The following is a 12815-nucleotide window of genomic DNA, read 5'->3' on the forward strand; positions in this document are numbered from 1 at the left end:
GGCTGCGCGAGTTACGGCAGCCTTGCGCTTTTTTGCCGTTTAGCTCTCGGATCGATCGGCGGCATAAGTCTTGAAATGATTGGAAGGGAGATTTAAGATGGAATTGATAGGATACGCTCTTAAGAGCTTGAGAGGAGAATTCAGGTGGGACAAGGTTTCTTAATGGCGCTACTGATCGTGGCAGGACTTATCCATTATGCCAGCGTGGATGGCGGCGCAGTAGAGCAAGGAGAGGGATACGGGATTGAGAGCCCGGCAGGCGCGGGCAATTCGTCAAGCCAGTCTAACGGCTCGGCAGGGGAAGATGGAACAGAGGCGGTTGAGGAAGCTCCGGCTGTCAGTAAGATTTACGCGCAGCCTCCGGAGATGACTATCGATGAGACGAAAACATACGAGGCGACGGTTCACACGAACAAAGGCGACTTTACGATCGAACTGTTCCCGCATGAGGCTCCGGTGACCGTCAATAACTTTGTTTTTCTGTCGCGCGAAGGCTACTATAACGATGTGACGTTTCATCGGATCGTTCAATCGTTCATGATTCAAACCGGCGACCCGACAGGTACGGGAGCCGGCGGTCCGGGATACAAATTCAAGGACGAACTGAATTCTCCGTTCCGCTATGAGCCGGGAGTCGTTGCGATGGCCAATTCCGGTCCGGATACGAACGGCAGCCAATTTTTCATCTGTACGGGACCGGACAGCGATTATTTGAATCAAATGCCGAATTATACGATTTTCGGCCGGGTTACGGACGGAATGGATACGGTGCGGGCGATTGCGGCCACGCCGGTCGGCAAGCAGAAGCAGACGGGCGAAGAGAGCGCTCCCGTGGAAGCAGTGACGATCCGGTCCGTCGATATCGTGGAAAAGGATGCGTCCTAATAGCGTCGGGGCGCCGCGCCAAAAAGAGAAGGTGGAATGAAGCTTGGAGCAGTACGTAGCATTGATCGGAGTTATTTTGGAGAAGCTGGAGCAAACGTACAAAGATTTGAAATTCAATTATGACGGGATGGACGCAGTTTTGCGGCAGCATTCCCCTGAAGAGAAAGCGAATACGCCGGAGCTTATAACGATCGGCGAGCTGCGGGATATTTACGGAGAGCTGATTACCAGACTGGAGGCGCGTATGCCCGGGTTGAAGGAGCCGGACGAGCGGGCGTAAGAAGGATTTTCGCCAAGGTTCCGTTTGCGCGGGGAGAAGCTTCCTCCTCGTGTACCCTAGTAACGAGGGGAATCCCCGCCGAGCGAGCAAGCGGAAGACGGTTTCGGCTTGCGCCGTCGACGTCATTGCAGCGCGACTCTCCAGAAGCATCGGAAGCTCGCGGCAGGCAGCGCTTGCGTCTCCTTAGCCGATGCTCCCGTTCGTCGCGTCAGCGAGGCGAGCGGGCAGGCATTACTGCTGATGCTTGCGATATTCGTGCGGGGTCAGCTTGGTCAGCTTTTTGAACATGCGCCCGAAATGGGCGATATTCTCGAAGCCGACGCTGTCGGCGATGTCGATGATTTTGCGGTTCGACTCCCGCAGCAGCTTCTGCGCCTCGCGAATCCGGGTCATGTTGACGTATTCGATAAACGTAAAGCCGGTAATTTCTTTGAACGCGCGGCTCATGTAATAAGGACTCATATAAAACATCTCGGAGATTCCCGACAACGTCATCGGCTCTTGGTAATGGCTGTTAATGTGTTGGACGATCTCCGATATTTTTTTGTGCAGCGGGCTGGCGTGCTCGAAGGGAACCGATTCGTAACGTTCGGCGTAACGGCTTGAGAACAGCAGCAGCTCGACGAGCAGCAGTTTAATGTAGGTTTCGAATCCGTTCTGCTTCTCGTTGAGCTCCTTGGTCAGCTTGTTCATGATCGTCTGCACGAAAATCTGATCCTGCAAATTCAGACTGAGCACATGGGCAGGCTGCTGAAATACGCCGAACAGCGAAGGATGATAGAACGGATGATCGGTGCCGATGAACGAATCGCTGAAATTAATGACGATGCGCTCATGGCCCGGCTGGCCGACATCGGACGTCTTATGAACGTCATGCTTGTTGATGAAGACGAGGTCGCCCGGTGCGATCATATAGGATCGGTCTTTAATAAAATAGTTGCGCTGGCCGGACAGTAAATAATAAATCTCGTAGGTGCCGTGGTAATGGTTTGTTCTTTCGAAAGGCTCGGTTCGCTTGATGTGCTGTATATAGAAATCGCCTTCTTCCGCACCGTAGGTGAGGGATACCGTTTCGCTCATATGGCTCGATCACTTCCCGATTTCAAGATTTCTCTCATTGTAGCAGAGAATGATACTTTTTCATAGCAAGATATGCATAGGTCTGTGGAAAATAGGCAAAATTGGCGAAGATAATGGTATGATTTTGCGTTATGATCGGAGTATCACATTAATCAAGGAGGCTTTTTTCATGAGCAAGTATCAGACGATCGCCCAAGCAGTGAAAGAGGGCAACGTTAGCAATATCAGCGCTTCTGAAGGTATCAAAGTGTATCCGCATTCATTGTCGGAATCCGGCAATGTTAAGCTGGTTATGATTAAGGACAACCAAACGAAGTACATTTTGGCCGTAGGCGAAGGCCCGCTGTTCGACGAGCTGCAAGGCAGCGTAGAAGGCGGAGTGAAAGCTTGCCCGTTGACTCATGAAAACCGTTTGGTTATTAATAAATATTTCGATTACACCGTGCCTCGCGCATTCGGTACGCAAATCGCGACGATCGGTCTCGGCGACCGTCTCGGCATCGCTTCGCCGGGCCATATTAAGACGGTTCGCGGCAGAAACGTGCGTCCGATTCTGGCTCAGCAAAGTATCCGCGAGCTGAATTTGACGGGACGCGATTACAAGCAAGTCGTCGACGCCGCTTGCTTCGCCGCTTTCCAGGAAGGCTACAAGGACGGCTTCGGCGCCGACGGCGACCACTTGAAGGTAGAAGCGGACATCGAGCTCGCGCTCGGTCTCGGCTTCACGATGCTGACGCTGGATTGCTCCGAATATATCGACAATTCGATCGAAGGGCTGTCCGCCGCGGAGCAAGCGGCCAAATACGCCGCGCTGCCCGAAGACGTGCGCAAGCATTACGAATCCCGTTATTTGAATCAGGAATTCACGATTGCGGGAACTTCCGTAACGTTCGACCAAGAAACGTTGGCCAAAAACGTGCTGATCTACGGACCTGCCATCGATTTCATGGAGCATATCTACAACAAATACATTAAAACCGCCGACCGCGAAATCGACTTCGAGATTTCGATCGACGAGACGGCTACGCCGACCGCGCCGGAATCGCATTTCCTTGTAGCTAAGGAATTGTATGCCCGCGGACTTACGATTTACAGCATGGCGCCGCGCTTTATCGGCGAATTCCAAAAAGGCATCGACTACATCGGCGACATCGAGCAATTCGAGAAAGAGCTGATCATTCATGCCGGCATCGCCGACGACTTCGGCTACAAGCTGAGCATTCACTCGGGCAGCGACAAATTCAGCGTGTTCCCGATCATCGGCAAACATACCAAAGGCCGCTTCCACGTGAAAACGGCCGGCACGAACTGGCTCGAAGCGGTAAGAACGGTAGCCAAAGTGAATCCGGGCCTGTACCGCAGAATGCACCAGCACGCATTGGAGCACTTCGAAGAAGCTACGGCTTACTACCATGTAACAACCGATTTGAGCAAAATCGCGCCGCTCGATCAAGTGGCCGACGCCGATCTGGCCGATACTTATATGAACGAGGACAATGCGCGCCAATTGATCCATATTACTTACGGTATCCTGCTGCAAGCGAAGGATGCGGAAGGCAAATCCTTGTTTAAGGACGAGTTCTACAGCACCTTGAGCGATCAGGAAGAAGCGTTCGAGCAATCGCTGATTTCCCATATCGGCAAGCATCTGGACTTGCTCGGCAAGTAAACCGCCCATTTCAAGCCGGAGCGTGCGTAGCATGTTTCGGCTTAGGCATTGATTCGAACTATTTCCACAAGAGAGGATTGAGGATGTCCCATGAAACCATTTCTTGACGAAAACTTCCTGTTGTCCAATGAAACAGCCGTCCGCCTGTACCACGATTACGCCAAGGATATGCCGATCATCGACTATCACTGCCATTTGAGCCCGCAGGAAATTTATGAGAACAAAACGTTCAAGAACATTACGGAAGCGTGGCTGTACGGAGATCACTACAAATGGAGAGCGATGAGAGCGAACGGCGTCGAGGAGCAATTCGTTACCGGCGGCGAAGGAGCAAGCGACTACGACCGTTTCTTGGCCTGGGCCAAAACCGTTCCGCAAACGATCGGCAACCCGCTGTACCATTGGTCCCATCTTGAGCTGCAGCGCTTCTTTGGCATTTACGATCTGATCAACGAGAAAAACGCTCCTGTCATTTGGGAAAAAGTGAACGCTCAATTAAGCGGCGAAGGCTTCGGCGCGAGAGACCTGATCAAAAAGTCCAATGTCAAAGTCGTATGTACGACGGACGATCCTACGGATTCGCTGGAATATCATATTAAAATTAAAGAAATCAAAGATTTCGACGTTCTTGTGCTGCCTTCGTTCCGTCCGGACAAAGGCCTTGAGATCAATCGCGCGACGTTCCTGCCTTGGGTAGCGAAGCTGGGCGAGGTTGCCGGACAAGCTATCGGCAGCTACGATCAACTGCTGGCGGCTTTGGAATCCAGAGTGCGCTTCTTCCACTCCGTAGGCGGACGCGTATCCGACCATGCGCTGGATTACGTCGCTTATGCGGAAACGACCAAGGAGCAGGCGGCAGCGATTTTCGCCAAGGCGCTGAAAGGCGAAGCCGTCAGCCTTGAAGAAGAAAAGCAGTATAAAACGTATACGCTCGTATTCCTCGGCAAGCTGTACGCCGAACTGGGCTGGGCGATGCAGTTCCATATCAACGCGGCGCGCAACAACAACAGCCGGATGTTCGGCAAGCTCGGCCCGGATACGGGATACGATTCGATCAACGACAGCTCGCTCGCTTCCCCGCTGGCCAGACTGCTGGACGCTCTCGACGGCGACGATTCGCTGCCTAAGACCATTCTGTACTCGCTCAATCCGAAGGATCATTATGTGCTCGGCACGATTATCGGCAGCTTCCAAGGCGGCGGCATTCCGGGCAAAATTCAGCTCGGCTCCGCTTGGTGGTTCCTCGATACGAAGGACGGCATGATCGAACAAATGAAGGCTCTCTCGAACCTCGGGTTGTTCAGCCGCTTCGTCGGCATGCTGACCGACTCCCGCAGCTTCCTGTCGTATACGAGACATGAATATTTCCGCCGCATCGTATGCAATCTGATCGGCGAATGGGTGGAGAACGGCGAAGCTCCGAACGACCTGGAGCTGCTCGGCGACATGGTTCGCAATATTTCGTACAACAACGCGGACGAGTACTTCCAGTTCTCTTCCTAATTGATGATGAGCATTCCATCATAGAGCCAATAAGTCCGGTGTATCTATAAGATATGCCGGGCTTATTTTTGGTTGAACGGATTTGTCCGTGGCGGAGAAGGACTCGGGCAGGAGGCTATGGAATATAGGGTAAGAGTAACCAGCCGAACTGCGATTACGGAGCCGCGGCTTTTCCGACCCTCTTCTAGCAGGGTGGTGATTTCGTCGTGGCCTGCGGTCGATAGAGGTTTCCGCTCGCTGTTGCAGCCGGATTTCTTTCATTGTTAACCCCTCACGCGGGGAAAATCCGTCTACAAAGGCGACCGCTGGCGCTTTTCCAGATTCAATTGGCCTCTCCGCTCTTTTTTCACCACGCTTCTAGAAAGGAAGTCTTATGTATGGAAATAAGTAAAGCACCGCCTCAGGCGGGTCTTAAGATACATCAGCTTCAGCCGCTGCCGTTTCGCAAGCTGCTGGCCTTCTTCGTACCGCTCGGCGCGTCGGCAAGCCTGGTCATGATTTCGCATGTCATTATTAACGGGACATTGGCCCGCTCCGCGCATCCCGAGCTGCTCATCGCCAGCTACACGATCGCGATGAGTCTAATGGACGTGATCGAACGGCCGGCCATTCTGCTGCGACAGACATGCTCCGCGCTGGTGCGGGACCGGGTTTCGTTTCGCGCGATGTCGTCCATCGCCGTTTATTTGCTGCTGTGCAGTTTTATCATCGGCTCGGCGATCGGCTATACTCCGCTCGGGCCCTGGGTGTTTCTGCATGGGTTCGGGGCGGCGGCGGAGCAAGTGCCGGAGATTGTCGATATATTCCGGCTGCTCAATATCGTCATCATCTTCTCCGGCGTGCGCTGTTTGTTTCACGGCATTATTATTTATAATCTGCGCACGAAATGGCTTACGATCGGGATGGGGATTCGGCTTATCGGCATGTTTATGGCGGCCGCTTACTTTGTAGCCACGGACAAAGTAAGCAGCGGAGCGGTAGGCGCGTGGATTTTTCTGCTCGGCATGGCGATCGAGTGCCTCATCAGCGTGTTGGAAGGAAGGTCGCTGCTGAAGCGCGTCATTCCCGAGAAGCTGGAAGGCCATCCGATCGCGGATAAGGGGCCTATCTTCCGGTTTTACCGCCCGTTGATGTACTCTTCCTTTCTTGCCGTGCTCATCGACCCTGCGATTAACGCCTTTCTCGGAAAAACGGGAAGGATGGAGCTGGCGATCGCTTCGTTCGCGATTGCGGTCAATCTCGCGCACTTGATGCAGAGCTTCTTCTCCTATATGCATCAGATTGTGCTTAACTTCTATAATGTCAATGCGCGCAGAGTGTATCAATTCGCTTGGATGATGAATTTATGCCCGGCTTTATTGATTTCCGTGCTTGCCTACACGCCGGCAGGCCCTTGGTTTTTGGAGCAAGTGATGGGAGTGAGGGCGGGGACGGAGCTGATGAGCGAAAGCTTGCGTGCGCTGCGCTTTTTTATGATCATGAATCTGGTATTCCCGTGGCTCGATTACTGCAACGGTATCGTGATGCTCAAGGGGCAAACCCGCTGCATGGTGTGGTCGCAGGCGGCCAATGTGCTGGTAACGCTGCTGGCTCTGCTGCTGCTCGTATGGAAGGTGCCCGGTTGGGGCGGATCTGTCGGCGCGCTGGCGCAATCGCTCGGCTTGGCGGGAGAATTCGCCGTCGTACTGTATGTGCTCCGCTTTTCCCGCGAATGAAGGCAGTGATAACTGACGAGTCTGCAAACATTTGTTGAAATGTTTACGAAAGAAATTTATTAGATGTTTGCTCAACGGTTAGAATGAAGATTTTTCACAAATTCATACCGCCGAATGAGGGAGGCGATTGAAAAAAGGCCGTATATCGGCCTTTTTTCGTTCAAGCTTATAAATTGTAAGTTTAATTTTAAACAAAGCAACCTGCAATTTAAACATGTTACGAAATATGTAGAGTTATCTTATGTTAAAATATTGACAATAGTTAGGCGCCGTTTTATGATCTAATGGAAGCCTTTACATAATGTTTGCGAAAAACGGTACTGGACTCTAAGCGACGCCGCACAGGCGTTAACCGACGAGAGGCAGGGATTACGCTAATGAATATTGTCATTATCATGTCTGATGAGCATTCCCAGGAGGTAATGGGCTGCTCGGGCCACCCCTTGGTACAGACTCCCGTATTGGACCGGCTTGCCGCCGAAGGGACTCGATTTACGAATTGCTATACGAATTGTCCGGTGTGCACTCCGGCGAGGGCGAGTTTTTTTACATCCAAGTATGTGAATGAGCTGGGGACCTGGGATAATGCTACGCCTTATGACGGTAAAGTGAAAGGGATTTCCGCTTATTTGGCGGAGCACGGGCGCGAGCTGCACAGCTTCGGCAAGCTTGATTTTCATCCGGAGGGACATTATGAAGGTTTGATTGCCCCAAGGCCGGGATTCCGTAGAAATATTGATACCGGCGCTTATTTCCGGGATACCTGCGAGCCGAAGCCTAAGGTGGAGGAGCGCTACCGGAACATCGGCATCCGCAGCAAAGGCACGAACGATCAGCGAATAAGGGATGAAGCGATCGAGTGGCTGAAGCAAAGAAAGGTTCAGGCGGCTCCATGGGTTATGTACGTCGGTTTTTCCCATCCGCATTTTCCGTTCTTCGTCAAACAGGAGCATTGGGATACGTATGATCCGCTGGTGCAGCAAATCCCGGAGGCGACGAAAGGGCCGTTTGACGAACTCAACGAGCCGCTGCAGGCGATGCGCCGTTATTTCCGCTGCGATGCGGCGGACGAGGAGACGATTCGGCGAGCCCACGTAGGCTATTTCTCCTTGACGACGGAGTTGGACGAGAACATCGGCGACATCGTATCCGCTTTGGAGGAGCTCGAAATGTACGACGACACTTTGATCATCTACACGAGCGACCACGGGGAGCAGCTCGGCAATCACGGGCTGTGGTTCAAATGCTGCATGTATGAAGAGTCCGCCCATATACCGCTTATTATGAAAGGCCCCGGCGTAAAAAAGGGGGCGACGGCAGATACGCTCGTATCGCTTGTCGACCTGTTCCCGACGCTATGCGAGGCGCTTGCGCTGCCCGTTCCCGAAGGGGTGCAGGGCAGGTCGTTATGGAGACTGGCGACAGGCAGGGCGGACGTGGAGCGCAGCGATTTTGTGTTCAGCGAATACCACGCGCACGGAATGCCGGTCGGCATGTATATGATTCGCTGGGATCGCTGGAAGTACGTTCACTTCAACGGCTATACGCCGCAGTTGTTCGATCTGGAGAACGATCCGGAAGAAATGTTCAACCAGGCGGAGGCTGTGCCGATGAGCGATGAAGCGAAACGGGCGCTCGAAGCATGCGAACGGAGGCTGCGTTCGGTATGCGACCCGGAGGAAACGGAGCTTCGCGCCAAATCGTTTCAGGCTAGGATGAAGGAGCGGCTTGGAATTGCCGAGTTCACGACGGGCGATCCCAAATCGAGCGGATTCGTAAATCCGAACTATCCGGTTCCTTTTCCCGAAGCCAAAGCTCATTGAAGAACAGGAGTGCATCTATGATACGTCGACAACTGAACCTGCACGATTGGAAGAGGAGGCTGCTGGGCAAGGAGGAGTACAAGCCTTTTCCGCGGCTGGAAGAGAGAGAGCCTTGGGAGCAGCTTCCCGCGTCATTGAAAGCTTCCATCGTCCGCGAGGCGGAAGCGAGCCTGCCGTTCGCCTATCCTCCGCTTACGGCCGTGATGTACATGGAGTTTTGGAGAAACGGCAACCGGACGCGCTACGATCTGCCGTACCATCGCCGGAGACGAGCGCTCACTACTTTCGTGTTAGCCGAATGCATCGAAAATAAAGGCCGTTTTCTGGACGATATCGTCAACGGCATTTGGTGTATATGCGAGGAGACGTCTTGGGTCATCTCGGCCCATAATTTTCATTTCTATGACCGCAGCCTTCCCGTTGCCGACAAGGCCCGTCACGACATCGATCTGTTCGCCGCCGAGACCGGCAACGCCCTGGCATGGACGTATTACTTGCTGGGGGATGCGCTAACGGAGCATTACGGGCCGCTTGTTAAAGAAAGGCTGGCAATGGAGCTGCGCGAGCGCATTTTAGAGCCTTACGCGAGCAGGACGGACATGTGGTGGATGGGCTTCGACGAATCGGTGAAGCTGTACAACTGGACGACCTGGATCACCTCCAACGTGCTCAGCGCCGTATTATTCGTCGAGGAGGATGACGACCGGCGCATCCGGGCCGTAGAAAAGGCGGCGTACAGCCTGGACCGCTTTCTGCTTACGTATCATGCGGACGGCGGCTGCGACGAGGGGCCGAGCTACTGGAACAAAGCGGCGGGTTCCTTGTTCGACTGTCTTGAGCAGCTGTTTGTTGCCACCGGCGGAACGATCGATCTCTACGGCGAGCCGCTGATCCGCAATATTGCCGCGTATATTTTCAAAGCGCATATTCATGACCGGTATGTGCTTAACTTTGCCGACGGGCCGCATAAGGTGACGATTGAAGGCGATTTGATCTATCGTTTCGGAAGTCGTACGGGGCAGAGCGATCTAATGGATTTGGGCTATACGATAGCCCGTCGATGGGGGACCGAGGGAGTCAAGCAGATGCAGTTTTTCTCCTTTTTACGGGTAGTTCCTGCGCTCTTTAATTTCAGCAAGCTGCTGGAGCATGGACGGGCGGCGGCATATCCGCGCAGCCTGTGGCTGGAAGGGATTCAGGTGATGATTGCCCGGGAAGCGGCGAGCCCGGAGCAAGGGCTGTATGTTGCCGTAAAGGGCGGACACAACGACGAAAGCCACAACCATAACGATGTCGGCCAGTTTGTTATTTATTATGACGGAGAGCCCTGCATCATCGATCTGGGTGTAGAGACTTATACGAAAGAGACGTTCGGACCGAACCGGTACGATATTTGGACGATGCAGTCTTCTTATCACAACCTGCCCGAGATTGCGGGCGTGCGTCAGGGCGCCGGAGAAGGCTATCGGGCTTCCGACTGCCGGTTTGCCGATGACGGGCAGACAACGTCGCTTGAGCTCGACATCGCCGGCGCCTATCCGCCGGAAGCGGGGCTGGATTATTGGCGCCGATCGGTCGCTCTCCTGCGCGGCGGCACTCCCGCCGTACAAGTAACCGAGACATACCGGTTTGCTTCGGAAGCCGGTGAGATCGCTCTCCATTTGCTGACGGGGCGTGAGCCCGGGCTGCAAGCGGACGGAACGATCTGGCTGCCGACGACGGAGGGGAAGGGACTCGTCTGTCAATACGACAACCGCGAACTGGAGGCGGTGATCGAGGCTCGCGTCATTACGGACGAGAAGCTGCTGCAAGCTTGGGGAGAGACGGTATATCGCATCGTCATGAAGCCGAAGGAGCGGTGCGCCGCAGGACAATATGTGTTTACATTCCGTGCGTAACGGCGCGCACATTCGAAGGGGACCGATAGATGAAGAAGGCGTTGTATGCGGGAATCGATATAGGCGGAACGAATGTGAAAGTCGGGTTATGCGATGCCGGCGGCCGGCTGCTGCATAAGCTGGAAGGGCCTACAGGAGGAGCGGAAGGGCTGCATGAAGCGGTTCGCCGCATCGACCAATATGTTCGCCGGGCTGTTGACGAAGCGGGGGGTCATTGGTCGGACGTAGCCGGTATCGGAGCGGGGATTCCCGGCTTCGTCGACATCCATAGCGGCGTGGTGGCGCTGGCCGAAAATTTGGGCTGGGAGCAGGTGCCGATCGCCCGCATATTGTCGGAGCAGTTCGGCAAGCCCGTTGCCATCGAAAATGACGCCAATCTGGCGGCGCTAGGAGAAGCGCTCCACGGCGCGGGACGCGGGGTGAACCATCTCGTGTGCTATACGGTCGGAACCGGCGTAGGAGGAGGCATCGTCGAAGCGCGCCGTCTCGTCCACGGGTTCGGCGGCATGGCGGGAGAACTCGGCCATTTGCGAATCGCCGCGGAAGCCGAGGCGGCCCCCTGCAACTGCGGGCTGCGAGGCTGCCTTGAGACGATAGCCTCGGCCACGGGCATCGTCAGGCTGGCCCGGGAGGCAATCGGGCGAGGGGAGGGCACGACGCTCGCCGGGCTTGACTTGGCGCGGCTGGAAGCCAAGGATGTGTTCGTCCACGCCGAAGCCGGAGACGGCGCGGCGGTGCGAATCGTCCGCAAGGCCGCGGATGCGCTCGGCCTGTCGATGGCGATGGCGGCTGCGGTGACGAATCCGCAGCGCTTCATTATCGGCGGCGGCGTGTCCCGCGCCGGCGAGACGCTGCTGACGCCGGTCCGCGAGGCGTTCGCGCGCTACGCCGCCGAGCCTTTGCGCCGGCAGGTCGATATCGTCCAAGCGCAGCTTGGCAACGATGCCGGGATAATCGGCGCGGCCGGCCTGGGCAGGAGCTTAAGCGGCATGCCGTCATAAGGCGAGCTGCGCCCATCTGCTTCGCGCTCTCTCCCTTAAGCGACCCGAACGGCTTGACCCGGCATCTGCCTTTCGTGCGCCGCCCGGACCGGGGCTTAGCCGCAAGCGTCCCCTTTATACGGCAAAACCGTCCTTGGCAAAGGACGGTTTTGGGCCGAGACGGCTGCAACTGCTATAAGTGTTAAGCTTAAGCCAACTGCTGCATGGTTTTCGCTTTTCTTCCGTATTTCATGTTGAAAAATTTGGTGAACAGCTCGTGGACCATTTCAATCTCTTCGGCGTCCAGTCTCATGATTTTAAAGTAGGTTTTGGCTTTATCGTTACCGGCAAACTGTTTCCAGGTGAGCAGCTTGTCCTGTTCCAGAGCGCTGTCCAGCGATAAAGTGATCCACTTTTTGATACCGCCCGTGCATAGCTTAAAATGATTAGGAACAAAATAAGCGTCAGAACGCATAACATCCGGCTTAAGCTGCAGCAGCCGCGCGGTGTTAAGCGCATCGTCCAGCGCCGAGTGATGCTGCCCTACCGGTTCAAGCTCGTGCTCGACCAGCGCTTGCTGCAGTCCTCCTTCGAAGAAGGAAGTTACGTCAAGCAGATTGACGAGCCAATCGCCACTGACCTGATTTATTTTGCAATCAAGAAATAAATGGAAGAAATCACCGCCGCCCCAAGCAAGAATGGTATACTCCTCTCCGCAAAAAGCCCGGAACTCCCGGATCACCTGATGAAAGCGAGCGCTCTTGTGCAGCGTTTCCTTCGTAATTCCGCAAAATTGCAAGGCGAATCTATTAATATAAAAATTCGGATTGATATAGCTTTGAAACGTATCGACGATTTCCAGCCGGTCGTTCAGCTTGACGGCCCCAATCTCGATAATTTCCATAGGATAAATATCGTAATGCTTCCTTCCGTTAAATTCGAGGTCTATCACAATATAATTCATACACTTCACCTCCTCGTA

10 protein-coding genes are annotated in these 12815 nt (G+C 54.4%); 8 read left to right on the forward strand and 2 right to left on the reverse strand.

Translation table 11 applies throughout. The features are described from left to right. Positions 1–162 precede the first annotated feature (162 nt). Complete coding sequence (locus SK3146_RS30695) at positions 163–885, forward strand: peptidylprolyl isomerase (protein WP_249862351.1); 723 nt, start codon at positions 163–165, stop codon at positions 883–885. Between the two features lie 43 nt (positions 886–928). Further along, on the forward strand, positions 929–1165 hold the full coding sequence (locus SK3146_RS30700; RefSeq protein WP_249862352.1) for a hypothetical protein: 237 nt from the start codon (positions 929–931) through the stop codon (positions 1163–1165). A 231-nt stretch (positions 1166–1396) separates the two neighbouring features. Here the strand turns inward: SK3146_RS30700 and SK3146_RS30705 are convergent, their stop codons facing one another. Further along, complete coding sequence (locus SK3146_RS30705) at positions 1397–2245, reverse strand: helix-turn-helix domain-containing protein (RefSeq protein ID WP_249862353.1); 849 nt, start codon at positions 2243–2245, stop codon at positions 1397–1399. Positions 2246–2414: 169 nt separating this feature from the next. Here SK3146_RS30705 and SK3146_RS30710 point away from each other — a divergent pair, with 169 nt between their 5' ends. The 6 genes from SK3146_RS30710 (at position 2415) to SK3146_RS30735 (ending at position 11854) form a co-directional block, all read left to right on the forward strand. Further along, positions 2415–3914 (forward strand): tagaturonate epimerase family protein, encoded by a 1500-nt coding sequence (locus SK3146_RS30710; RefSeq protein ID WP_249862354.1) that lies wholly within the window; start codon positions 2415–2417, stop codon positions 3912–3914. A gap of 90 nt (positions 3915–4004) precedes the next feature. Beyond that, complete coding sequence (gene uxaC, locus SK3146_RS30715) at positions 4005–5417, forward strand: glucuronate isomerase (protein ID WP_249862355.1); 1413 nt, start codon at positions 4005–4007, stop codon at positions 5415–5417. 377 nt (positions 5418–5794) lie between these two features. Continuing rightward, positions 5795–7132: a multi antimicrobial extrusion protein MatE gene (locus tag SK3146_RS30720; protein WP_249862356.1), complete on the forward strand. Its 1338-nt coding sequence runs from the start codon at positions 5795–5797 to the stop codon at positions 7130–7132. A 395-nt stretch (positions 7133–7527) separates the two neighbouring features. Then, positions 7528–8955, forward strand: coding sequence for a sulfatase family protein (locus SK3146_RS30725; RefSeq protein ID WP_249862357.1), 1428 nt, complete (start codon positions 7528–7530; stop codon positions 8953–8955). 17 nt (positions 8956–8972) lie between these two features. Next, on the forward strand, positions 8973–10853 hold the full coding sequence (locus tag SK3146_RS30730) for a heparinase II/III family protein (RefSeq protein WP_249862358.1): 1881 nt from the start codon (positions 8973–8975) through the stop codon (positions 10851–10853). A gap of 29 nt (positions 10854–10882) precedes the next feature. After that, positions 10883–11854 carry an ROK family glucokinase gene (locus SK3146_RS30735; RefSeq protein ID WP_249862359.1) on the forward strand — a complete coding sequence of 324 codons (972 nt, stop codon included), beginning with the start codon at positions 10883–10885 and terminating at the stop codon, positions 11852–11854. Positions 11855–12041: 187 nt separating this feature from the next. Here SK3146_RS30735 and SK3146_RS30740 read toward each other — a convergent pair whose 3' ends face one another. After that, a complete protein-coding gene (locus SK3146_RS30740) occupies positions 12042–12797 on the reverse strand; it encodes a 3'-5' exonuclease (RefSeq protein WP_249862360.1) in 756 nt (251 codons plus the stop codon). Between the last annotated feature and the right edge of the window lie 18 nt (positions 12798–12815).

It is taken from the genome of Paenibacillus konkukensis, assembly GCF_023523925.1.
In the GTDB taxonomy this organism is placed as follows: Bacteria; Bacillota; Bacilli; order Paenibacillales; family NBRC-103111; genus Paenibacillus_S; species Paenibacillus_S doosanensis.